At 58.4% G+C, this 21,028-nt stretch carries 25 protein-coding genes, 1 tRNA gene and 1 pseudogene; 20 read left to right on the top strand and 7 right to left on the bottom strand.

Annotation, left to right across the window (positions count from 1 at the left end; genetic code table 11):
- Nucleotides 1-70: 70 nt before the first annotated feature.
- Complete coding sequence (locus AACY07_RS04075) at nt 71-523, bottom strand: Lrp/AsnC family transcriptional regulator (RefSeq protein ID WP_133079528.1); 453 nt, start codon at nt 521-523, stop codon at nt 71-73.
- A gap of 169 nt (nt 524-692) precedes the next feature.
- Here AACY07_RS04075 and AACY07_RS04080 point away from each other — a divergent pair, with 169 nt between their 5' ends.
- The 3 genes from AACY07_RS04080 (at nt 693) to AACY07_RS04090 (ending at nt 2,375) form a co-directional block, all read left to right on the top strand.
- The gene (locus tag AACY07_RS04080) at nt 693-1,310 is read left to right on the top strand and encodes a LysE family translocator (RefSeq protein WP_339473552.1); all 618 of its coding nucleotides are present in this window, start codon (nt 693-695) and stop codon (nt 1,308-1,310) included.
- 28 nt (nt 1,311-1,338) lie between these two features.
- Complete coding sequence (locus AACY07_RS04085; protein ID WP_339473553.1) at nt 1,339-1,899, top strand: DUF924 family protein; 561 nt, start codon at nt 1,339-1,341, stop codon at nt 1,897-1,899.
- A 92-nt stretch (nt 1,900-1,991) separates the two neighbouring features.
- Nucleotides 1,992-2,375 carry a c-type cytochrome gene (locus tag AACY07_RS04090; protein ID WP_326398435.1) on the top strand — a complete coding sequence of 128 codons (384 nt, stop codon included), beginning with the start codon at nt 1,992-1,994 and terminating at the stop codon, nt 2,373-2,375.
- On the opposite strand, the gene AACY07_RS04095 is transcribed toward AACY07_RS04090, so the two are convergent.
- Nucleotides 2,376-2,651, bottom strand: coding sequence for a hypothetical protein (locus AACY07_RS04095; protein WP_339473554.1), 276 nt, complete (start codon nt 2,649-2,651; stop codon nt 2,376-2,378).
- A 20-nt stretch (nt 2,652-2,671) separates the two neighbouring features.
- Here AACY07_RS04095 and AACY07_RS04100 point away from each other — a divergent pair, with 20 nt between their 5' ends.
- Complete coding sequence (locus AACY07_RS04100) at nt 2,672-3,169, top strand: hypothetical protein (protein WP_339473555.1); 498 nt, start codon at nt 2,672-2,674, stop codon at nt 3,167-3,169.
- A 7-nt stretch (nt 3,170-3,176) separates the two neighbouring features.
- A pseudogene (locus AACY07_RS04105) lies at nt 3,177-3,272 on the top strand (c-type cytochrome); the annotation flags it as partial.
- A gap of 16 nt (nt 3,273-3,288) precedes the next feature.
- Here the strand turns inward: AACY07_RS04105 and AACY07_RS04110 are convergent.
- The 3 genes from AACY07_RS04110 to AACY07_RS04120 are packed head-to-tail and all read right to left on the bottom strand — an operon-like array spanning nt 3,289 to nt 5,726.
- The gene (locus AACY07_RS04110) at nt 3,289-3,618 is read right to left on the bottom strand and encodes a hypothetical protein (RefSeq protein ID WP_219260882.1); all 330 of its coding nucleotides are present in this window, start codon (nt 3,616-3,618) and stop codon (nt 3,289-3,291) included.
- Nucleotides 3,619-3,639: 21 nt separating this feature from the next.
- Complete coding sequence (locus tag AACY07_RS04115; protein WP_339473558.1) at nt 3,640-5,067, bottom strand: sensor histidine kinase; 1,428 nt, start codon at nt 5,065-5,067, stop codon at nt 3,640-3,642.
- A complete protein-coding gene (locus tag AACY07_RS04120) occupies nt 5,064-5,726 on the bottom strand; it encodes a response regulator (RefSeq protein WP_339473560.1) in 663 nt (220 codons plus the stop codon). The genes AACY07_RS04115 and AACY07_RS04120 overlap by 4 nt, the downstream gene beginning before the upstream one ends.
- 146 nt (nt 5,727-5,872) lie before the next feature.
- On the opposite strand from AACY07_RS04120, the gene AACY07_RS04125 reads away from it, so the two are divergent.
- The 6 genes from AACY07_RS04125 (at nt 5,873) to AACY07_RS04150 (ending at nt 11,156) form a co-directional block, all read left to right on the top strand.
- Nucleotides 5,873-6,139, top strand: coding sequence for a PepSY domain-containing protein (locus tag AACY07_RS04125; protein WP_133079536.1), 267 nt, complete (start codon nt 5,873-5,875; stop codon nt 6,137-6,139).
- Nucleotides 6,139-6,684, top strand: a complete 546-nt coding sequence (locus AACY07_RS04130) for a cytochrome b/b6 domain-containing protein (RefSeq protein ID WP_339473562.1) — start codon at nt 6,139-6,141, stop codon at nt 6,682-6,684. The genes AACY07_RS04125 and AACY07_RS04130 overlap by 1 nt, the downstream gene beginning before the upstream one ends.
- Before the next feature lie 22 nt (nt 6,685-6,706).
- Nucleotides 6,707-7,975, top strand: a complete 1,269-nt coding sequence (locus AACY07_RS04135) for a sialidase family protein (protein ID WP_339473564.1) — start codon at nt 6,707-6,709, stop codon at nt 7,973-7,975.
- The gene (locus AACY07_RS04140; protein WP_133079539.1) at nt 7,975-8,574 is read left to right on the top strand and encodes a hypothetical protein; all 600 of its coding nucleotides are present in this window, start codon (nt 7,975-7,977) and stop codon (nt 8,572-8,574) included. The genes AACY07_RS04135 and AACY07_RS04140 overlap by 1 nt, the downstream gene beginning before the upstream one ends.
- Complete coding sequence (locus tag AACY07_RS04145) at nt 8,574-10,601, top strand: LTA synthase family protein (protein WP_339473566.1); 2,028 nt, start codon at nt 8,574-8,576, stop codon at nt 10,599-10,601. The genes AACY07_RS04140 and AACY07_RS04145 overlap by 1 nt, the downstream gene beginning before the upstream one ends.
- A gap of 111 nt (nt 10,602-10,712) precedes the next feature.
- A complete protein-coding gene (locus AACY07_RS04150) occupies nt 10,713-11,156 on the top strand; it encodes an SRPBCC family protein (protein WP_339473568.1) in 444 nt (147 codons plus the stop codon).
- Nucleotides 11,157-11,314: 158 nt separating this feature from the next.
- Here AACY07_RS04150 and AACY07_RS04155 read toward each other — a convergent pair.
- Nucleotides 11,315-11,399 (bottom strand) — tRNA-Leu (locus AACY07_RS04155).
- 106 nt (nt 11,400-11,505) lie between these two features.
- Between AACY07_RS04155 and queA the strand changes: the two genes are divergently transcribed.
- The 6 genes from queA (at nt 11,506) to AACY07_RS04185 (ending at nt 17,582) form a co-directional block, all read left to right on the top strand.
- Nucleotides 11,506-12,567 carry a tRNA preQ1(34) S-adenosylmethionine ribosyltransferase-isomerase QueA gene (queA, locus tag AACY07_RS04160; protein ID WP_095001476.1) on the top strand — a complete coding sequence of 354 codons (1,062 nt, stop codon included), beginning with the start codon at nt 11,506-11,508 and terminating at the stop codon, nt 12,565-12,567.
- Nucleotides 12,568-12,578: 11 nt separating this feature from the next.
- Complete coding sequence (tgt, locus tag AACY07_RS04165; protein WP_133075983.1) at nt 12,579-13,694, top strand: tRNA guanosine(34) transglycosylase Tgt; 1,116 nt, start codon at nt 12,579-12,581, stop codon at nt 13,692-13,694.
- A gap of 42 nt (nt 13,695-13,736) precedes the next feature.
- Nucleotides 13,737-14,075 (top strand): preprotein translocase subunit YajC, encoded by a 339-nt coding sequence (gene yajC, locus AACY07_RS04170; RefSeq protein WP_003443398.1) that lies wholly within the window; start codon nt 13,737-13,739, stop codon nt 14,073-14,075.
- Between the two features lie 66 nt (nt 14,076-14,141).
- Entirely contained in the window at nt 14,142-16,010 is a 1,869-nt protein-coding gene (secD, locus tag AACY07_RS04175) for a protein translocase subunit SecD (protein ID WP_326398424.1), read from the top strand.
- A gap of 9 nt (nt 16,011-16,019) precedes the next feature.
- Nucleotides 16,020-16,934: a protein translocase subunit SecF gene (gene secF / locus AACY07_RS04180; protein WP_133075961.1), complete on the top strand. Its 915-nt coding sequence runs from the start codon at nt 16,020-16,022 to the stop codon at nt 16,932-16,934.
- Nucleotides 16,935-17,054: 120 nt separating this feature from the next.
- A complete protein-coding gene (locus AACY07_RS04185) occupies nt 17,055-17,582 on the top strand; it encodes a glycine zipper 2TM domain-containing protein (RefSeq protein ID WP_339473571.1) in 528 nt (175 codons plus the stop codon).
- Between the two features lie 156 nt (nt 17,583-17,738).
- Here AACY07_RS04185 and suhB read toward each other — a convergent pair whose 3' ends face one another.
- On the bottom strand, nt 17,739-18,554 hold the full coding sequence (gene suhB / locus AACY07_RS04190) for a type III secretion system regulator SuhB (protein WP_019823692.1): 816 nt from the start codon (nt 18,552-18,554) through the stop codon (nt 17,739-17,741).
- Between the two features lie 144 nt (nt 18,555-18,698).
- Between suhB and trmJ the strand changes: the two genes are divergently transcribed.
- From trmJ to iscR, 3 genes are all read left to right on the top strand, one after another.
- A complete protein-coding gene (trmJ, locus tag AACY07_RS04195; protein ID WP_019823690.1) occupies nt 18,699-19,469 on the top strand; it encodes a tRNA (cytosine(32)/uridine(32)-2'-O)-methyltransferase TrmJ in 771 nt (256 codons plus the stop codon).
- Nucleotides 19,470-19,471: 2 nt separating this feature from the next.
- Entirely contained in the window at nt 19,472-20,248 is a 777-nt protein-coding gene (gene cysE / locus AACY07_RS04200; RefSeq protein ID WP_133075958.1) for a serine O-acetyltransferase, read from the top strand.
- Between the two features lie 261 nt (nt 20,249-20,509).
- Entirely contained in the window at nt 20,510-21,001 is a 492-nt protein-coding gene (gene iscR, locus AACY07_RS04205) for a Fe-S cluster assembly transcriptional regulator IscR (protein ID WP_019823686.1), read from the top strand.
- The last annotated feature ends 27 nt before the right edge of the window (nt 21,002-21,028 follow it).

A 21,028-nucleotide genomic window follows, 5' to 3' on the forward strand; every position in this document is an offset into this window, starting at 1 on the left:
TGCGGTTTTGCAGTGACAGCGCATCGTCTGCATCGCAGGCAAGCCAGTTCCCACATGTTTTTATGCAGCCTCACAGCGGCAGCATGCGGTCCTGAATGACCCGCTTCATCACCAGCGTTGAGGTCAGGCGCTGGACGTTGGGCAGCGAGGTCAGGCGCTCGTCGTAAAGCTGCTGGAAGGCTGGCAGGTCGGCTGCGACCACATGCAGCAGATAATCCGGGTCGCCGAACAGCCGTTGGGCATCGACGATTTGTGAGGTTTCGATGACCGCCGTTTCAAAGTCAGCAATCGCCTGACGGGTCACTTCACGCAGGGTAACGAACACCATCGCGGAAAAATTCAGGCCCAACTCGCTGGGCGCCAGCAGGGCCCGATAGCCCAGGATCACGCCTGAGTCTTCGAGCGCCCGCACGCGGCGATGGCAGGGCGAGAGGCTAAGGCCAACCCGTTCTGCCAGTTCGGTAACCGAAAGTCGGCCGTCGGCCTGTAGCTGCGCAAGAATCTTTCTGTCTATTCGGTCCACGTGGAAGAACCTTCCCTTGTGATGGCTATAGGTTGGGATAAACGAAAGATAATCCTACCAGCATTTCCTTATTCTTCTTTTACTCGCTGGCGCTTTTAACGCTGGCAGAGGCAGGGGGGCTGCGGCGCCTGAAAAACCATCACGATTCCAGCGTAGAAAGGAAATTCCTTTGACTCTCAGCGTCTTGGCCGCTTTTTGGGCGGTGTCATTTTTGTTCATCATTACTCCCGGCGCCGATTGGGCTTACGCCATTTCTGCGGGCATGCGAGGGCGGTTGGTGACGCCTGCGGTGGCGGGCATGTTGTCCGGGCATCTGCTGGCCACGGTGATTGTGGCCGCGGGTGTGGGGGGGCTGGTGGCGCGCAATCCGATGATTCTCACCGGGCTGACAGTTGCCGGGGCCTTGTATTTGCTGTGGTTGGGGGTTTGCATGCTCAGAGACCCCGCGACACCTCAGTCGGGGCAGGGGCAGGTATCCGACTCGTGGTCGCGCTGGGCCTGGAAAGGTTTGTGCGTGAGCGGCCTGAACCCCAAGGTGCTGTTGTTGTTTCTTGCCCTTTTGCCGCAATTTACCGACCCGCTGTCGACCTGGCCAATACCCACGCAAATCATTGCCCTGGGTGCATTGCATGCGGTCAGTTGCGCGGTGGTGTATCTCATGGTCGGGTTCAGCGCCCGGGCCGTGTTGCAGACCCGGCCTGCTGCTGCGAAAAACGTCAGCCGGGTGTCCGGCGCGGTGATGGTCCTGATTGCAGTGGTGTTGCTGGCGGAGCAGACCTACAGTTGAGGCTTGGTCAACTACTGAGGATAAGACCGTGGCAACCACCGAAAGCAATGGGCAAACAACGCCGGGTGCGGTGATTGAATTCTGGAAGCAGGCAGGGCCAAAGCACTGGTTCGCCAAGGATGAGGCGTTCGATGCTGTATTTCGCGAGACCTTCTACCGGGCTCATTTTCAGGCCGCCAGGCGCGAGCTTGAGCACTGGATGGCGCAGCCCGAAGGCGCGCTGGCCTTGCTGTTGTTGCTGGACCAGTATCCGCGGAATTCATTTCGCGGCACTGCGCACATGTTTGCCACCGACCCGCTGGCACGCTTTTACGCCCGGCACATGATCGATGGCGGCATGGACAAGGCGCTTGAAGCAGACTTGCGGCTGTTCTGTTATTTGCCGTTCGAGCACTCCGAAGACGCTGCCGACCAGCAGCTGTCGTTGCAACTGCATCACAGCCTTGGCCCGCAAGCCAGCGTATGGGCGCAAGAGCACGCCGAGATCATCCGCCAATTCGGGCGCTTTCCCCATCGCAATGATGTGCTTGGGCGCGAGACCACCGGGCAGGAGCGCACGTTTCTGGATGAAGGCGGATTTGCGGGGTAAGAGCAGATTTTGACCGCCAGCAAGGTGTCGGCGCAGCCGTACAGGCATAATTGCCGCCTGAGCCTGAACACCCTCACCTGATGGAGCTGCCGATGAAGTACCCAGCCGTGTTGACCCTGAGCTTCTGTGCCGTTTTTTTGAGTAACGGTGCGATAGCCGCGGGGGATGCTGAAGCGGGGGGCAAGCTGTTCACTAAAACCTGTGGCGGTTGCCACAGCATCGGGCTTAACGCGCGCAATGGTTTTGGCCCGCAGCTTAATGGCGTGATCGGACGTCAGGCGGGCACCAGCGAGGGCTACCTGTACTCCGACGCCATGAAAAATTCAGGCGTGGTGTGGAGCCGGGAAAAACTGGCCGCCTACATTGAAGCCCCGAAAAAAGTGGTGAGCGGCACGCGGATGATCTTCTGGGGCATCAGCGACCAGGAGAAGATCGACAACCTGCTGGCCTATATTGAGTCCGTCCAGGGGCAGTGATTACTGCACGTCCTTGAGGTAAACCTTGAGCGTCAGCAGCGCCGGGTGCATTTGCTCCGGGGTCTGTGCACTGCTCAAAACGGCGGCCATCTTTTGCAGTTCACGGCCCATGACCGTTTGCGCGCCGCCCATATCGCCCTTGCGCAAATCAAAGGCAAAGACATCGCGCTGATAGTCGCTCATGGCCGGGTCGTCGCGCAAAATCGGGCTCGAACCTTCGGACTCGTATGTCAGCTTGAGTGCATAAAGGGCGACTGATTCCAGTGGCAATTGCATCGACAAGATCCTCCACATTGATGCCGGGCGGCGATCATCGTTTTTCTGCTGGCGAAAAAAAAAGCCAAGGGGCAGCACGAGAGGCTTTCAGCATTTATGTTGATGCGGTGATACCCTCCGGTTTTTTTCAGGGAAGGAAGATGAACATGCGCAAGACAGCGTCAGCCCTGGTAGCTGCAATGGGCTTGCTCGTAGCGGGCGGAGCCGGGGCCTGGACCATGAAGGACGGTGTTATCCAGTTCAGTAACGGCGAAGTGTCTTATTGCGACGGCTGGGCACTTGATGCGGCCTCAATCATGTTGAGTCGACAGGAGGGCAGGCCCGTTGATTATGTTTACGATGCCTACCATGAGCCTTCGGACATCACCAAGAAAATGCGCGTGCAATTTTTGCGCGAAGCCCAGGCATACCCGGTAGAAGATACAAAAGAAAAACAATGGGCTGCTGCAGAAAAGTTCAGCAACAAGGTGAAGGGGCAGTGTTTCAAGTCTTATATCGAGCGCGTTCCGCAATCTTGAACGCCATACCTGTGGCGGTTGTCACCGCATCGGGGAAAACGCCCGGAACGGTTTTGGCCCGCAACTCAATGGCGTGATCGGGCGGTTGGCGGGCACGAGCGCGGGCTCAGGGGCAGTGATCACTGCACCTCTTTCAGGTAATCCTTGAGCGTCAGCAGCGCGGGGTGCATCTGTTCCAGGGTTTGGGCCTGTGTGAAATCGCCGGACAGCTTGAGCAACTCTCGTCCCATGGCCGTATGCGCACCGCCCAGCGCTTCAAGCGCCAGGTCCAGGCATCGCTCGACTTTAAGCTGGATGGCGTCGAAGTTGCCCTTGTTCAGCTCAAAGGCAAAGACGTCCCGCTGGTAGTCGCTCATGGCCGGATCGTCGCGCAAAATCGGGCTGCCACCGTCTGTCTCATGCACCAGTTTGAGAGAGAAAAGGGCGACTGCCTCCAGCGTCAATTCCATAGTCCGGGTCCTTTAGTCAGTTCAGTGTTTGATCAGGGGCGTGTGGGCTGGCGCGATTGTACAGGGCACCACCCGAGCCGGGATACACGGCTCCAGACGCAGTTCGGCGCACAGGCCACCCTGGGGGCGATTATAGAGTTGCAGGCTGGCGCCTATTTTGCGGGCAATCATTTCCACTATGGCCAGCCCCAGGCCTGCGCCGTTGGCGTGGCCCTGACTGTAAAAGCGTTCGAACAGCCGCTCGACGCACTGTTCCTCGATACCCGGGCCGCAATCTTCAACCCGCAAATGGATGCCCCCGCAGGGTTGTGCGCAGACCAGGACCTTGACCTCGCTACCCGCTGGCGAGAAGTTCAGCGCATTGGTGACCAGGTTCTGCAACGCAATGGCCAGGGCCACAGGGTCGGTTTCAACCCGGCACTCCTCATCACCTTCCAGTATCAGCTCAACGCCTTTTTCCATCGCCAGGGGTGTCAGTTCTGCCAGCTCTTCGCGCACCAATACGGTCAACTGCACGGTACTGCGAGTCGTGGTGTTCAGGTTCGGCTCAATGCGTGCCATGGTCAGCAACTGGCTGCCAATTCGTGTGGCCCGGTCAACGCCGCTCACCAGGAAATCAAGGGCTTCCTGGCGCTGTTCCAGGGTGGCGGCGCCTTGGGCGTTCTGGGCATGTATGCGCAGTATGGCCAGTGGTGTCCGCAGTTCATGAGCGGCATCGGCAATGAATCGCCGTTCTCGCTCCAGCAGGTTGTCCATCTGCACCAGCAACTGGTTCAGCGCGGTTTGCATAGGCTCCAGGTCCCTTGGCAACGGCTTGAGATTCAGTGCTTGCAAGGTGTTGGTATTGCGCCCTCGAATGGCGCTGGCCATCGCGCGCAGTGGGGTGAGGCCCCAGCCGATGGTCAGCCAGATAAGGATGGTCAGCAGGGGAACGCCAATGAGGGTGGGCCACAGGGTGTGGCGCACGATGCGCTGGATCAGGTCCTGGCGAATGTCATCGCGCTCGCCCACCCAGATCAGCAAGCCCTGTTGCGGGTCGGCAAGCAGAAAGGCGCACCAGTCATTGCCGTTCTCGATGATGTCGTGGGAACCCAGCGTGGTGGGCGGTGACTCCAGGACTGGCGCTTGGGCAGAACGCACGAGCAGTTGGCCGTCGCTACGCCAGACCTGGAAGGTCAGGCGAGTTTCGTAAGGATGGGCCGGGCCGTCCTCGCCTACCCGACTCATGGCGTCGTCGAAAGCCCGGTAGAGGCGGTCCCAGTTGTTTTCGCCCGGCTCGTGCTGGTTCAGTACGCCTTGCAGCAGACGGGCGGTTTGGGCGAGCTGGGCGTCATAGACTTCTTCGATTTCATGGTGGCTGTCGCGCAGCACCAGCCAGCTGATCAGGGCATCGCCCAGCAGGATCAGGATCAGTACCGGGATGAGAATGCGCGCACGCACCGAGTTCATGGCTTGAGCTCCATCACATAACCGACACCACGCACGGTGCGGATCAGTTCGACGGACAGCTTTTTGCGCAGGTTATGAATCAGCACTTCCAGGGTGTTGCTTTCGACCCGGTCCTGCCAGCCATAAAGGGCGCGGGACAAGCGTTCGCGGGTGATCACTTTGCCGGGGCGCACCATCAGTTGATGAAGCAACTGGTATTCCATCGGGGTGACGATGATGTCCTGGCCCAGGTAGCTGACTTGCTGGGTCGCTGGGTCGAGGCTGATACCGGTGTGCTCAAGCAACGGTTGTGCCCGACCCTGGCTGCGGCGCAACAATGCGCGGACACGGGCCTTCAGCTCTTCAACGTCGAAGGGTTTGATCAGGTAATCGTCTGCGCCTGCATCGAGGCCGGCGATACGTTCCCCGGTACCGTCGCGGGCCGTGAGGATCAGCACCGGAATGTCGTGCTGCTCGGCGCGCAGTTGTTGCAGCAGCGTCAAACCATCGAGGCGCGGCAAGCCCAGGTCGAGCAGCAGCAAATCGAAGCTTTCGCTGCGCAGGGCATGCAGGGCACTGACGCCGTCTTGCAGCCAGTCCAGGGTATAGCCTTCGGCGCTGAGCGCCACGCGAATGCCTTGGCCCAAGGCGCGATCATCTTCGACGAGGAGCAGGCGCATAGCACAATCTCTGTAGGAAACGGCGGCATCATGCCGTGTTCAGGCCGGGGCTATTCCGGGAAAGATGTTACAGCTCGTTGCCAACTAAGCTTTTCCTAAGGTTGGTTTTGCACAGTGGATTTCCTACGTCTACTGAGGGTGTTTCCATGCGCAAAATTCTCCTGCTGTCCTTGGTGATTGCCAGCCCCCTGGCAATCGCCGGCCCGCAATGTACCTCTGCCGAGCGTTCGCAATGGCAGGACCCGAAGGCTTTTCAGGAACAACTGAAAGCCCAGGGTTACGAGATCAGCAAGTTCAAGATCACCGATGGCAATTGCTACGAGATCTACGGTTTTGACAAAGACAAACGCAAGGTCGAGATCTATCACGACCCTGTGACGGGTAAAGCCGTGAAGACCGAGATCAAGGGCTGATGCCGGAGCAATTCCTGCGCCTCTGGGACCCGCTGGTGAGGGTGTTTCATCTCTCCATCGCGGCAGTCTTTGTCGCCAATTACTTCTTCAATGAAGCGGGTGACGACTGGCACGTCTGGCTGGGCTATTACGCCGTGGCCTGGCTGCTGGTGCGGCTGGTGTGGGGATTTGTTGGCCCGCGCAGTGCGCGTTGGGCTGACTTTTGGCCAACACCTGCGCGATTGAATGGCCATGTGCGTTCGCTGCTCAATGGCCGTGCGCAGCATCGCCTTGGCCATTCGCCCTTGGGGGCGCTGGTGATGATCCTGATGTTGCTGGCCCTGCTGACCCTGGGTGTCAGCGGTTTTCTGATGCAGGAAGTCGACGCCTTGTGGGGCGCCGACTGGCCGCTGCTTTTGCATGAAGTCACGGCCAATGTGCTGCTGGCCCTGGTGATCATTCATGTTCTGGCGGCGTTGTTTGAAAGTATCCAGGTGCGGGACAACCTGCCGTTATCCATGCTCACCGGCCGCAGGAGGCGATTGCCGGATGACCCTGTTCAGTAACTCTCTTTTCAACAGGTTTTCTATGCGCCCGTTTTTACTGATCAGCTGCCTGCTACTGGTGTTTTCTGCCGCATGGCTCAGCCATCCGCCCCATGTGCTGGCGCCTTTCGCCCTGGCCGACAAGGAAGGGGTGCCCACTACGGACGCTCCGCAATTCAACAGCCGCTTTGTATCCTCCCATCTCAATGACTTTGTCCATTCGTCCTCCGTCACGGCCCTGCCAGGCGGCGACCTGATGGCGGTATGGTTTGCCGGTTCCCGTGAGGGCGCTGCCGACGTGCAGGTACGCATTGCACGTTTTGATGCCAAAACCACCGAGTGGGGCCCGGAGCAAATACTCGTTACCCGTGAGACAACCCGCGACGGCACCCGGCGTTATATACGCAAGCTGGGCAACCCGGTCATCGCCCTGGGACCTGACAATCGACTGTGGATGTTTTATGTCTCGGTGTCGGTGGGCGGCTGGGCCACCAGCGCGATCAATGTGATGGTCTCGCAAGACATGGGTGCGAACTGGTCGGCGCCCCGGCAGTTGGTGACGTCACCGTTCTTCAACATCAGCACCCTGGTGCGTGCTGCCCCTGTGTTTCATGCCGATGGCTCGATTGGCCTGCCGGTGTACCACGAGTTCATGGGCAAGTTTGCCGAGTACCTGTACTTGAGCGCCGACGGTGCAGTCATCGATAAATTCCGCATCAGCCGTGGCAAGCACTCACTGCAACCGACCATCGTTGCTCAGGATGGCCAGCGTGCAATCGCCATGTTGCGCTACGCCGGTGAAACCCATCACCGGGTGCTCGCCAGCCGCACGCAAGACGCCGGGCAGACCTGGAGTGAGCCGTACCCGCTGGAACCGTCCAACCCCAATTCGTCGTTGTCGGCAATCGGCACGGCGGACGACGGTTTGCTGGTGGCCCTCAATGACCTTGAGGACGGGCGCTTCAAACTCAGCCTGTACGGCACCGATGCGCAGCTTAATCAGTGGCGCACCCTGGTGGAGCTGGATCAGTCCCCCGATCCGCTGGGTCAACCGTTCTCCCCTGAGGCTTACAAGGAAATCATCGGCGAAGGCTTTCGTGCGTCCAGCGGCGCCCGCCGTTTGGGCCTGGAGCAGCGTTTTCTGAGCAACCTGGATTACCGCGTGTGCAAACCCCGTGGCTGTGAATTCGAATACGAGTATCCGTACTTCAGTCGCAGCCCGGATGGCATGTACCACCTAGTGTACTCGTGGAATAACACGTTTATCAAACATGTCAGCTTCAATGAGGCCTGGCTGGCGGAGCGACTGTGATGTTTTCAATGTGGCAAGCCCATTTGAGTTTTGTCCTGCTGGGTTTTGTACTGATCAGTACTGTGCGCTTCGGTGCGCGCTGGCGTCCCTGGTTGCTGCCGGTACTGGTGGTGGTGAGTTTCATTCCGGTCAATGAGCTGGCGCTGGCGGGTTATGTGCGCAGCTTTACCGATGACCTGGCAATCACCACCCTGGTGTTATTGGCGTGGGTCTGCTTGCACCGCCTGGGTGTGGTGCAGCCACTCAAGAGCGCGCAGCGACTGCAGGTGGTGCTGCTGTTTGGCGCCCTGAGCCTGGTTCTGTATCCGGCCACTCTGGGGCTGACTTATTTCGATCCTTACCGCTGGGGCTTCAACCCCCGGCCGATGATTGTGCTGGTGGGAGCGGTGGCCCTGCTGATGCTGGCGCTGCGCAATAGCCTCGCGGTGTGGATGCTGGCGGCGGCAACCGTGGCTTTTACCCTGCGGCTCAAGGCTTCGGAAAACTACTGGGACTATCTGATCGACCCGTTGCTGACAGGTTACTGCCTGGTGGTCGGGTTATGGATGCTGGTGATGGCTGGCTGGCGTCCTCTTTTAAAACTGCAGCGAGGTCAATGATGGGAGGGTTGTACTCACGGCGCCTGCGTTACGGCATAGGCGCCATCGGGTTGGTATTTGCATTGCTGGTCTGCCTGCGGCTGATTTTTGTGCTGGGCTTTTCCGGGGTCGGTCTTCAAGAGGCCGCGCTGCTGGAAACCCTGGGCATTGGCCTGCGTTTCGACCTGCGCCTGGCCGTACTGATGTTGCTGCCGCTGGCTCTGCTGGCCTGGCTGCCGCGCTGGAACCTGCTGAACACGCGAGCATTGCGCTGGCTGGCGCGCGGCTACTTGTTGCTGGTGTTGGGCGTGGTCGGACTGGTGTACATCATCGACTTTGGTCATTACGCCTACCTGGGCGTACGCCTTAATGCCACAGTGCTGCGTTACCTGGAGGACGCGCAGATTTCACGGCAGATGGTCTGGGAAACCTACCCGGTGTTGTGGATAACCCTGAGCTGGCTGATGGCCGTTGTGCTGTGGACCTACGCGCTGATTCGTCTTGAACGGATCACCCTGGATCGTGAAAAGCAGTCTGCGGGCGTCGTTGCCATAGCGTCCGTGACCGTGATCGGCGTCGTTGCCATCCTGCTTTCACTGTTGGGGCGTGTGGCCAATCTCAACCTGGAAAACCCGGTGCCTCTGCGCTGGAGCGATGCTTTCTTTTCCGGCAATAACCAGATCGCCGCCGTCGGCCTTAACCCGGTGCTGTTTTTGTTCGACACCCTCAGGGTCGGGCAGTCGCAATTCGATGAAGCCAAAGTCCGAGAGCATTACCCGCAAGTGGCGCACTACCTCGGCGTGACGCGGCCCGATGCCGAGCAATTGAGCTTTGTGCGTGAGCAAGCCGTGCAGCCTTACCGATTTGCCGGTGAGCGTGCGCCCAACGTCATGTTCGTCATGCTTGAATCCCTGGGGACCAGCGCCGTGGGGGCTTACGGCAACCCCCTCAACCCCACGCCGAACCTGGACCGGCTGGCCAGTCAGAGCTGGTTCTTCAAACACTTCTACGTGCCGGTCACCGGCACTGCGAAAACGGTCTGGGGCAGCATTACCGGTGTGCCTGACGTCACCCGCCAGGAAACCGCAACCCGCAACCCCCTGATTACCCGCCAACACACATTGATCAATGCCTTCGAGGCGTACCAGAAGTTCTACATGATCGGCGGCAATGCCGGTTGGGCCAATATCAATGGATTGATCCGGCAGAGTATCGAGGGTATGAAGCTTTATGATGAGCGTCACTGGCGCTCACCGCGGGTGGATGTGTGGGGCATCTCCGACCTGGACCTGTTCAAGGAGAGTGACGACATCTTGCGCGCCGTAGCCAGGGACCAGCCGTTCTTTGCTTACGTGCAGACTTCCGGCAATCACCGGCCATTCACCATACCCGCCAGCAACGACAGTTTCGTGGTCAAAGACCTTTCCCTGGAACAGGTCCAGGCCGCTGGTTCGCGCAGTGTCGAGCAATACAACGCCGTACGCCTGCTGGACTACAACATTGGTCGGCTGATGGAAATTGCCAAGGCGGGGGGTTACCACGACAACACCATTTTTGTGTTCTTCGGCGACCACAACACCCGCATCAGCCAGATACCGCACATGGCGCCGGCCTTTGAACAGCTGGGGCTTGAAAGTAACAACGTGCCGCTGTTGATCTACGCGCCAGGCAGGTTGCAGCCCAAAGTGATTGAAGAGGCGGTTGGTCTGTCGGACCTGCTGCCGACCGTGGCGGGCATGGCCGGTATTCCCTTTCTCAATGGTGCGATGGGCAGGGATATCCAGCAGCCTGTGCCGGAGGGAGAGCGAATGGTGCCGTTGGTACTGAGCGAAGGGACCTTTCCGGTGATCGGAGGGGTGACCAAGGACTTCCTGCTGCAAATGCAGCACGACGGCAGCTCACCGACGCTGCATGACCTGGCGTCGCAAACTCCCAGGGAGGATGTGGCGCAGCAGCACCCTGAAGAGTTTCAACGCCTGCAAGCCTTGACCCTGGGATTGCATGAAAGTGCGCGCCTGATGCTTTACCGCAATGTTCGCGAGCGTTGATGTCCTGGAGGCGATCGTGCGCAACAAAGGTCACTCGTCACCGTAAGCCCCGAGGGGCGGGTGGTCTTCTAAACTATAGAGCCGAGATATCCGATAACTTCAGGAGTTGTCATGGCCACGCATGTGATCCGGCTTTACCGCGTCATCAAAGCAACACCAGAGCGCGTCTACCGTGCATTTCTGGATGCCGATGCCCTGGTCAAATGGCTGCCCCCGAACGGATTCACGGGCAAGGTCCACCACCTGGAAGCAAAGGTGGGCGGGACGTACAAAATGTCGTTTACCAACTTCAACAGCGGTCAGGTCCACTCGTTTGGCGGGGAGTACGTTGAATTGGTGCCCCATGAACTGATCCGCTACACGGACACCTTTGATGATCCTGACCTGCCGGGCGTGATGCAGACAACGGTAACTTTGCGAGAGGTCTTTTGCGGAGTTGAATTGAGCGTGGTGCAAGAGGGCATCCCCGGGATCATTCCACCCGAGGCGTGCTATCTCGGGTGGCAGGAATCCCTGGTATTACTGGCCAGGCTAGTCGAGCCAGAGATCCCGTAACGCTGGTTGGTGCGGTTGCTTGTATCCCAAAATTAATGGGTTTTTTTTTGGGATACAGGCCGGGATACAAGAGGTGATTTTCAGGCAAAAAAAAACCGGCTCAGTGGCCGGTTTCTCTGCGCTACAAGTCCTGGTAGGGACTTGTAGGTACTGCTATATGGTGCCCCGAGGGAGACTCGAACTCCCACTCCTTTCGAAAACGGATTTTGAATCCGCCGCGTCTACCAATTCCGCCATCAGGGCTCAATGGCGGCGAAGTATAGAGATGAGGTTTAGGTCGGTCAACAACTTATTGGTCTATTTTTACTAAGTCCGTTAAACTCCCCGGCCCTGCTAGACGAAACCTATCATGCGCGTTGCTGACTTTACTTTCGAACTCCCTGATTCGCTTATCGCACGCCATCCTTTGGCGGAGCGCCGCAACAGTCGCCTGCTGACCCTTGATGGGGAGAGCGGAGCACTGGCACATCGTCAATTCACTGATTTGCTTGAGCATTTACGCCCAGGCGACTTGATGGTGTTTAACAATACCCGGGTGATTCCGGCTCGCTTGTTTGGCCAAAAGGCCTCGGGCGGCAAGCTGGAAATTCTGGTTGAGCGGGTGCTCGACAGCCACCGCGTGCTGGCCCATGTGCGCTCCAGCAAGTCGCCAAAACCAGGGTCAAAAATCCTGATTGACGGCGGTGGCGAAGCCGAGATGCTGGCACGTCACGATGCGTTGTTCGAGCTGGGCTTTGCCGAAGAGGTTTTGCCCCTGCTGGACCGTGTCGGGCACATGCCATTGCCGCCCTATATCGATCGTCCGGACGAAGGCTCTGACCGCGAGCGGTATCAAACCGTGTACGCGCAGCGCCTGGGTGCCGTGGCTGCGCCAACGGCAGGCCTGCATTTTGATGAGCCGCTGATGCAGGCTATCGCTGCCAAGGGCGTCGAGACGGCATTTGTGACCTTGCACGTGGGCGCGGGTACTTTTCAGCCGGTGCGGGTTGAGCGTCTTGAAGATCACCATATGCATACCGAATGGCTCGAAGTGGGCCAGGATGTGGTTGATGCCGTGGCCGCATGCCGTGCCCGTGGCGGGCGGGTGATTGCCGTGGGCACCACCAGCGTGCGTTCGCTGGAGAGCGCCGCCCGTGATGGCGTGCTCAAGCCGTTCAGTGGTGATACCGATATCTTTATTTTCCCGGGCCGACCGTTTCATGTGGTCGATGCGCTGGTGACCAATTTCCATTTGCCGGAATCCACGCTGTTGATGCTGGTTTCGGCGTTCGCCGGTTATCCCGAAACCATGGCGGCCTACAAGGCTGCGGTTGAGCATGGGTACCGCTTCTTTAGTTACGGTGATGCAATGTTCATCACCCGCAATCCTGCGCCGACGGCTCCTGCCCCGGCCCCTGAGGATCAAGCATGAGCAACTGTCGTATGTCTTTCGAGCTACTTGCCACTGATGGCAAGGCTCGTCGCGGTCGTTTGACCTTCCCCCGTGGCGTGGTCGAAACCCCGGCATTCATGCCGGTCGGTACTTACGGCACGGTCAAGGGCATGTTGCCGCGCGATATCGTCGATACCGGCGCGCAGATGATTCTGGGCAACACCTTTCACTTGTGGCTGCGTCCTGGCACTGAAGTGATCAAGAAGCACGGCGACCTGCACGACTTCATGAAATGGCAAGGTCCGATCCTGACTGACTCGGGTGGTTTCCAGGTTTTCAGCCTGGGCGCCATGCGCAAGATCAAGGAAGAGGGCGTGACCTTTGCTTCGCCGGTAGATGGCGCCAAGGTATTCATGGGCCCGGAAGAGTCGATGCAGGTTCAGCGTGACCTGGGTTCCGACGTGGTCATGATTTTTGACGAGTGCACGCCGTACCCGGCGGATGAAGATGTGGCCCGTGTTTCCATGGAGCTGTCGTTGCGCTGGGCGCAGCGCTCCAAGAATGCCCATGGCGACAACACGGCGGCTCTGTTCGGTATCGTTCAGGGCGGCATGCACCAGAACCTGCGCGAGCGCTCGCTTGAAGGTCTGAACAAAATCGGTTTTGACGGCCTGGCCATCGGCGGTTTGTCCGTAGGCGAGCCCAAGCACGAAATGATCAAGGTGCTGGATTACCTGCCCGCGATGATGCCCGCTGACAAACCTCGTTACCTTATGGGGGTTGGCAAGCCAGAAGATCTCGTTGAGGGTGTGCGCCGCGGTGTGGACATGTTCGATTGCGTGATGCCAACCCGCAATGCCCGCAATGGGCATCTGTTTATCGACACCGGTGTCATCAAGATCCGCAATGCGTTCCATCGCCATGATGATTCGCCGCTGGATCCGACCTGTGATTGCTATACCTGCCAGAACTTCTCTCGCGCTTATCTGCATCATCTGGACAAGTGCGGCGAAATGCTGGGGAGCATGCTCAATACCATCCATAATTTGCGGCACTATCAGGTGCTCATGGCTGGTTTGCGCGAGGCTATTCAACAGGGTACATTGGCCACCTTTGTCGACGCCTTCTATGCCAAGCGCGGGCTTCCTGTGCCGCCTTTGGACTGAGTTTCGGACCTTTAAGAAACAACATTGCAACTGGAGTGCTTAATGAGCTTTTTCATCTCTTCCGCTTTCGCGGACGCTGCTGCACCTGCCGCTGCTGGCCCTATGGGTGGCGGTTTTGAATGGATTTTCCTGGTCGGCTTCCTGGTTATCTTCTATCTGATGATCTGGCGTCCACAGGCCAAGCGCGCCAAAGAGCAGAAAGCCCTTCTGGGTAACCTGCAAAAAGGCGACGAGATCGTGACCACTGGCGGCATCGCCGGCAAGATCGTCAAGGTTTCTGACGCTTTTGTTGTTATCGAAGTGTCTGACACTGTCGAGCTGAAAATTCAGAAAGGCTCTGTTGCAGCCACGTTGCCTAAAGGCACGCTGAAAGCGATCTAAGTTTCAACTTTTAACAATCGACGGGGCGCGCAAGGCGCCCCGCGTTTTAAGCGGGCGGCGTGATTGATGCTGAACAAATACCCTCTGTGGAAATACTTACTGATCCTGGCAGTGCTGGCGATCGGTTTTATTTATTCCGCTCCCAATCTGTACCCTGATGATCCGGCGATTCAAGTGTCGGGTGCGAGCACGGCCCTGCAGGTCACTCAAGCTGATCTGGATCGCGCCACCAAGGCGCTGACGGATGCAGGCATTGCCGTGAAGGGCGCCACTCTGGCCCAGAATGGTAAAGGTGGCTTGCTGCGTCTGGTCAAGAAAGACGACCAGTTGCCAGCCAAGGATGTCGTACGCAAGGCCCTGGGTGACGACTATGTCGTAGCGCTCAACCTGGCACAGACCACGCCGCAATGGTTGCGTAGTCTGGGTGCTCACCCAATGAAACTGGGTCTGGACTTGTCGGGTGGTGTGCACTTCCTGTTGGAAGTGGACATGGACAAAGCTGTCGATGCACGCATGAAAGTGTACGAAGGCGATGTCAAAAGCCTGCTGCGCAAAGAGAAAGTGCGTTATCGCAGTCTGCCGCAACTCAACGGTGCCATTCAGTTGGGCTTCACTGATGAAGCTACCCGTGAGCAAGCGCGTGGCCTGATCCGCAAAAGCTTCAATGACTTCGACATTACTGCTGCAGACCTCAATGGTCAGCCGGTTCTGCGTCTGGTGATGACCCCGGCCAAGCTGGCGGAAATCCGCGAATATTCCATCAAGCAAAACCTGACAACCGTCCGTAACCGGGTTAACGAGTTGGGTGTTGCCGAGCCTTTGGTTCAGCGTCAGGGTGCCAACCGCATCGTGGTTGAGCTGCCAGGCGTACAAGATACTGCCGAAGCCAAGCGTATCCTGGGCAAGACGGCCAACCTTGAGTTCCGTCTGGCTGCTGAGCCGGGTGCTTCCAAGGCTACGTCCGAGACCTTTGAGTTCCGTGAGGGCAACCGTCCGACCGCGCAGATCGAGCGTGGCCTGATCATCACCGGTGACCAGGTGACGGACGCTCAGGCCGGCTTTGACGAGCACGGCCGTCCGCAGGTGAACATCAAGCTTGATGGTCATGGCGGCGAGTTGATGAGCCGTTCGACCCGCAGCAACGTTGGCCGCAGCATGGCGGTAATCTTCATCGAGCAGAAGCCGGTGACGACTTACACCAAGAAAGTGGTTGATGGTGTTGAGAAGGACGTGCCGGTCCAGGCGTTCAAAGAAGAGAAAAAGATCATCAGCCTGGCGACTATCCAGTCGCCGCTGGGCAGTCAGTTCCGGATCACCGGCCTGAATGGCCAGGGTGAGGCTTCCGAGCTGGCACTGCTGTTGCGTGCCGGTGGTCTGGCGGCGCCAATGTACTTCGCTGAAGAGCGCACCATTGGTCCTAGCCTGGGTGCTGACAACATCACCAAGGGTATCGATGCTTCGCTGTGGGGCATGCTGTTCGTGTCCCTCTTCATCATTGCCATCTACCGTTTCTTCGGTGTGATCGCAACGGTGGCACTGGCGGGCAACATGGTCTTGCTGCTGGCTCTGATGTCGGTGCTGGGTGCAACCCTGACCCTGCCGGGTATTGCCGGTATCGTGTTGACGATGGGTATGGCGGTCGATGCCAACGTACTGATCTTCTCGCGTATACGTGAAGAGATTGCCAATGGCATGACACCGCAGCGGGCGATCAACGAAGGTTTCAACCGTGCCTTTACTGCCATCGTTGACTCCAACCTGACAACCCTGCTGGTCGGCGGGATTCTCTTTGCCATGGGTACCGGGCCGGTCAAGGGCTTCGCGGTCACCATGTCGCTGGGTATCTTTACCTCGATGTTCACGGCCATCATGGTCACCCGCGCACTGGTCAACCTGGTGTATGGCGGTCGGGACTTCAAGAAGTTGTGGATTTAAGGGGCTGCCATGTTACGTACAATCAACTTCATGGGCGTTCGCAACGTAGCGTTCGGCGTCACTGTGCTGCTTACCGTGCTGGCTTTGTTCAGCATGTTCCACAAGGGCATGAACTACGGCCTGGACTTCACCGGCGGTACGCTCATCGAGCTGACCTACGAGAAGCCGGCTGACCTGACCAAGGTGCGTACGGAGCTGGCTTCGGCCGGCTTCCATGACGCCGTGGTGCAGAGCTTTGGTGCAACCACCGACTTGTTGGTGCGTATGCCGGGCGACGATCCGCTGCTGGGTAACAAGGTAGCGGCTGCGCTGGGCCAGGCCGACACGTCCAACCCTGCGGTCATCAAGCGCGTTGAATTTGTTGGGCCGCAAGTAGGTGAAGAGCTGCGTGACCAGGGCGGCCTCGGCATGCTGATGGCGCTGGGCGGCATCATGCTTTACCTCGCGTTCCGCTTTCAGTGGAAGTTCGCGGTCGGCGCGATTGTGTCCCTGGTTCACGACGTGATCGTGACCATGGGTATCCTGTCCTGGTTCCAGATCACCTTCGACCTGACGGTGTTGGCGGCGGTGCTGGCGATCATCGGTTACTCGCTCAACGACACCATCGTGGTATTCGACCGGGTTCGGGAGAACTTCCGGGTGTTGCGCAAGGCCAGCCTGATCGACAACATCAACATCTCGACCACGCAAACCCTGTTGCGCACCGTGGCGACTTCGGTCTCCACATTGCTGGCGATTGCGGCGTTGCTGATCTTCGGTGGCGATAACCTGTGGGGCTTCTCGATTGCGCTGTTCGTTGGTGTGATGGCGGGTACTTACTCGTCGATCTATATCGCGAACGTGGTGCTGATCTGGCTGAACCTCAGTGCAGAGGATTTGATTCCGCCTGCGGCGACTGAGAAAGAGATCGACGACCGTCCATAACCTCTGGTTATAAGCAGGTTGTCACCTAAAAGGCGCGAGTATTGAACTCGCGCCTTTTTTTGTGCTCCAAGGCTGGGATTGATGTGGGATTTTCCTACGTATGATGGTCTGGAGGTTCACGTGAACAAGTCATTGCTGGTAGGTGCTGTACTGGGTGCTGTCGGTGTTACAGCCGGTGGCGCTTTTGCCACTTACAGCTTGGTTAAAGGCCCTGAGTCTGCGCAGGTGCTGGCAGTTGTGCCGGTCAACCAGCAGGTCAAAACGCCGCGTGAGGTGTGCAAGGATGTGACTGTGACGCGTCAGGCGCCGGTCAAGGATCAGCATCAGATCGTCGGTAGCGTGATCGGCGCTGTTGCGGGTGGTTTGCTGGGTAATCAGGTGGGCGGTGGCACCGGCAAGAAGATTGCTACGGTCGCTGGTGCTGTTGGTGGCGGTTACGCCGGCAACAAGTTTCAGGAAGGCATGCAGGAGCGTGATACCTACACCACGACCCAGACGCGCTGCAACACGGTCAATGACATCAGCAGCAAGGTTGTCGGGTATGACGTGCGTTATTCGCTCAACGGCAAGGAAGGCAAGGTGCGAATGGATCGCGAGCCGGGCAATGAAATTGCCGTGGACAAGGAAGGCAAGCTGATCCTGAATTAAGTTCATGTGGGGGCGGGCTGCTCGCGATGCGGGCGGCGCGGTCTGTGAGGCAAATCGCGGTGATGCCATCGCGAACAGGCCCGCTCCTGCAGAGGGCAATTTCAAGGCCAAAAAAAAGCACCCCGAAGGGTGCTTTTTTTTGTCTGCGGGTTTCGCTTAGCGTTTCAGCGAAGCCGGCAGGTGCGGCTGGATTGCAGTCAGTACAGCTTTGAAGCACTTGGTGTTACCGGCAACGATATGGCCTTTTTCAAGGAAATCGTGGCTACCGGTAAAGTCGCTGACCAGGCCGCCTGCTTCTTGAATCAGCAGTGCGCCTGCAGCCATGTCCCACTCGGACAGGCCCGACTCCCAGAAAGCGTCGAAACGGCCTGCAGCCACGTAAGCCAGATCCAGGCTGGCTGCGCCTGCACGGCGGATGCCGGCAGTCTGGCCAACCAGGCTGCGGAACATGCCCAGGTAGTTTTCCAGGTTATCCATCTGGTTGTCGCGGAACGGGAAGCCGGTGCCCAGCAGGGCGCCTTCGAGGCTGGTGCGACCGCTTACACGCAGGCGGCGACCGTTCAGTTGGGCGCCACGGCCACGGCTGGCGGTGAACTCTTCCTGGCGAACCGGATCGAGAACCACTGCGTGCTCAAGGCGGCCGCGGTATTTGCAGGCGATGCTGACGGCGAAGTGTGGAACGCCGCGCAGGAAGTTGGTGGTGCCATCTAGTGGGTCGATGATCCACAGATAGTCTTCACCTTCACCGCTGCCTGGGTGCATGCCGGTTTCTTCACCGAGGATGCCGTGCGTCGGGTAAGCCTTGCGCAGGGCGTCGATGATTTTCTGTTCAGCAGCACGATCGACTTCAGAGACGTAATCCTTGGCGTCTTTTTCGTCAACCTTGATGGTATCCAGGCGCTCGATGGAGCGGAAAATCAATTCACTGGCGCTGCGGGCGGCGCGCAGCGCGATATTCAGCATGGGCTGCATGGACGTTTCACCTAAGGTTGTTAAAGAAAGCCGAATATTCTATCAGAAAACTTTGGCAGATGAAGGTTTGCGTTAGCTTTCGTAGCTTATGGCGTTTTGCTTAGGTAAGATTTGCTCCCTTTTGCTGGTCTGTGAGCGCTTCCTTTGTTGCCTAATATTCGTGTCGTTCTGGTCAATACCAGCCATCCCGGGAACATCGGCGGTGCTGCGCGTGCCATGAAAAACATGGGGTTGTCGCGGCTGGTTCTGGTGGAGCCAAGGTTGTTTCCTCACCATGAAGCCGATGCGCGGGCGTCAGGTGCGGGTGACATTCTCGAAAATGCTCAAGTAGTCGCGACCCTTGAAGATGCCTTGGTGGGCTGCAATCTGGTGCTGGGTACCAGTGCCCGTGATCGCCGTATCCCCTGGCCGCTGCTGGACCCGCGCGAGTGTGGGCAGAAAGTGGTCGAGGAGGCGGCTCAAGGTGCTGAGATTGCGTTGGTGTTTGGTCGTGAAGACTCCGGCCTGACCAATGAAGAGTTGCAGCGCTGCCACTTTCACGTGCATATCCCGTCCGACCCTGAGTTCAGTTCTCTGAACCTGGGCGCGGCCGTGCAGGTATTGAGCTACGAAATCCGCATGGCCTGGCTCGCGAGCCAGGGGCAGCCGAGCAAGATCGAGAAAGAGGAAGTGGCGTCCACCAAAAGTGGCGAGTTGGCGACCATGGATGAGCTGGAGCGCTTTTACGAGCACCTGGAGCAAACCCTGGTGGCCATTGAATTTATGGACCCCGAAAAGCCGCGCCACCTGATGGCGCGCCTGCGTCGGCTCTACGGGCGCAGTGCGGTCAGTCGTGCAGAGATGAACATTCTGCGCGGCATTCTCACCGAAACCCAGAAAGCAGCCCGTGGCGAGCTGCTCAAGCGCAAGGATTAATGATGTTTGAGCGTCTGCGTGAAGATATCCAAAGTGTGTTTCATCGTGATCCCGCGGCGCGTAACGCTTTCGAGGTGCTGACGTGCTATCCGGGGATGCATGCGATCTGGATTCACCGTTTGTCGGCGCTGTTGTGGCAGGCCGGCTGGAAGTGGCTGGCCCGTTTGGTGTCGAATTTCGGGCGCTGGCTGACCGGGATTGAAATCCACCCGGGGGCCAAGGTAGGGCGTCGTTTTTTCATCGATCACGGCATGGGTATTGTGATTGGGGAAACCGCGGAAATCGGTGATGACGTGACCCTGTACCAGGGTGTGACCCTGGGTGGCACAAGCTGGAACAAGGGCAAGCGCCACCCGACGCTGGAAGATGGTGTTGTGGTCGGGGCGGGTGCCAAGGTGCTCGGGCCGTTCACTGTCGGGGCGGGTGCCAAGGTCGGTTCCAATGCGGTGGTGACCAAGGCGGTGCCGCCGGGGGCGACGGTGGTGGGTATTCCGGGGCGCATTATTGTCAAAAGTGACGATGAGGCCGAGGCCAAGCGCAAAGCGATGGCCGAGAAGATCGGTTTTGATGCCTACGGCGTCAGTGAAGACATGCCCGACCCGGTTGCCCGTGCCATTGCTCAGTTGCTGGATCACTTGCAGGCGGTCGACGGCAAGCTGGATGGCATGTGCGGTGCTCTGAAAGATCTGGGTAGTCCTTACTGTGCGAAAGATCTGCCTGAGCTGCGCGAAGAAGACTTTGCCTGTGTAAAAGACAAGGACGAAAGCAAGGCGGTGTGAGGGTTGTGGGCTGAATGACGGGTGGGGGGCGGGCTTGCTCGCGATGGCATCACAGGGGTTTGCTTGAAACATGGCATCGATGCCGTTGCGAGCAAGCCCGCTCCCGCAGGACGACGTGTCGTGTGCCATTACGCCGCATACCCTGCTACAATGCGCGCGCTCTTTTGCGGGTAATCCCGACTAAAGTACTAGGTCTAATAGTTGACTTAAATAGTCGGGAATAGCATACTCGCCCCATTCCGAATTCCGTGGTACCTGTCCATGAGACTGACTACAAAAGGCCGTTACGCCGTAACTGCGATGCTCGATTTGGCGTTGCACGCACAGCACGGGCCCGTGTCCCTGGCCGATATTTCCGAGCGCCAAGGCATTTCTCTTTCCTACCTTGAGCAACTGTTTGCCAAATTGCGCCGCAGCAGCCTGGTTTCCAGTGTGCGTGGCCCGGGTGGCGGCTATCAGCTGTCGCGCGAGATGCAAAGCATTCAAGTGGCTCAGGTAATTGATGCCGTGAACGAGTCGGTCGACGCAACGCGTTGCCAGGGGCTTGGCGATTGCCATGCCGGCGATACCTGCCTGACCCACCACCTGTGGTGCGACCTCAGCTTGCAAATACACGATTTTCTCAGTGGTATCAGCTTGGCTGATCTTGTCACTCGCCGTGAGGTACAAGAGGTAGCCCAGCGTCAGGATCAGCGCCGCTGTAATGGCAAGGCGCCGCACCTGGATAAGATCGAAGCGTCCGCCGTCGAGTGATTGCTTAAAAACGACGGTGCGCCAGCC

The sequence above is a fragment of the Pseudomonas sp. RL_5y_Pfl2_69 genome (assembly GCF_963970465.1).
In the GTDB taxonomy this organism is placed as follows: Bacteria; Pseudomonadota; Gammaproteobacteria; order Pseudomonadales; family Pseudomonadaceae; genus Aquipseudomonas.

Bases quoted from the DNA above. Each gene is read 5' to 3' on its own strand.
- AACY07_RS04140 (WP_133079539.1), top strand. From the start codon at position 7,975: ATGTTTTCAATGTGGCAAGCCCATTTGAGTTTTGTCCTGCTGGGTTTT.
- queA (WP_095001476.1), top strand. From the start codon at position 11,506: ATGCGCGTTGCTGACTTTACTTTCGAACTCCCTGATTCGCTTATCGCA.
- AACY07_RS04100 (WP_339473555.1), top strand. From the start codon at position 2,672: ATGCCGGGCGGCGATCATCGTTTTTCTGCTGGCGAAAAAAAAAGCCAA.
- cysE (WP_133075958.1), top strand. From the start codon at position 19,472: ATGTTTGAGCGTCTGCGTGAAGATATCCAAAGTGTGTTTCATCGTGAT.
- AACY07_RS04130 (WP_339473562.1), top strand. From the start codon at position 6,139: ATGCCGGAGCAATTCCTGCGCCTCTGGGACCCGCTGGTGAGGGTGTTT.
- AACY07_RS04135 (WP_339473564.1), top strand. From the start codon at position 6,707: ATGCGCCCGTTTTTACTGATCAGCTGCCTGCTACTGGTGTTTTCTGCC.
- AACY07_RS04145 (WP_339473566.1), top strand. From the start codon at position 8,574: ATGGGAGGGTTGTACTCACGGCGCCTGCGTTACGGCATAGGCGCCATC.
- AACY07_RS04120 (WP_339473560.1), bottom strand. From the start codon at position 5,726: ATGCGCCTGCTCCTCGTCGAAGATGATCGCGCCTTGGGCCAAGGCATT.
- secD (WP_326398424.1), top strand. From the start codon at position 14,142: ATGCTGAACAAATACCCTCTGTGGAAATACTTACTGATCCTGGCAGTG.
- AACY07_RS04110 (WP_219260882.1), bottom strand. From the start codon at position 3,618: ATGGAATTGACGCTGGAGGCAGTCGCCCTTTTCTCTCTCAAACTGGTG.
- AACY07_RS04115 (WP_339473558.1), bottom strand. From the start codon at position 5,067: ATGAACTCGGTGCGTGCGCGCATTCTCATCCCGGTACTGATCCTGATC.
- AACY07_RS04150 (WP_339473568.1), top strand. From the start codon at position 10,713: ATGGCCACGCATGTGATCCGGCTTTACCGCGTCATCAAAGCAACACCA.
- tgt (WP_133075983.1), top strand. From the start codon at position 12,579: ATGTCTTTCGAGCTACTTGCCACTGATGGCAAGGCTCGTCGCGGTCGT.
- suhB (WP_019823692.1), bottom strand. From the start codon at position 18,554: ATGCAGCCCATGCTGAATATCGCGCTGCGCGCCGCCCGCAGCGCCAGT.
- AACY07_RS04125 (WP_133079536.1), top strand. From the start codon at position 5,873: ATGCGCAAAATTCTCCTGCTGTCCTTGGTGATTGCCAGCCCCCTGGCA.
- yajC (WP_003443398.1), top strand. From the start codon at position 13,737: ATGAGCTTTTTCATCTCTTCCGCTTTCGCGGACGCTGCTGCACCTGCC.
- AACY07_RS04095 (WP_339473554.1), bottom strand. From the start codon at position 2,651: ATGCAATTGCCACTGGAATCAGTCGCCCTTTATGCACTCAAGCTGACA.
- secF (WP_133075961.1), top strand. From the start codon at position 16,020: ATGTTACGTACAATCAACTTCATGGGCGTTCGCAACGTAGCGTTCGGC.
- iscR (WP_019823686.1), top strand. From the start codon at position 20,510: ATGAGACTGACTACAAAAGGCCGTTACGCCGTAACTGCGATGCTCGAT.
- AACY07_RS04090 (WP_326398435.1), top strand. From the start codon at position 1,992: ATGAAGTACCCAGCCGTGTTGACCCTGAGCTTCTGTGCCGTTTTTTTG.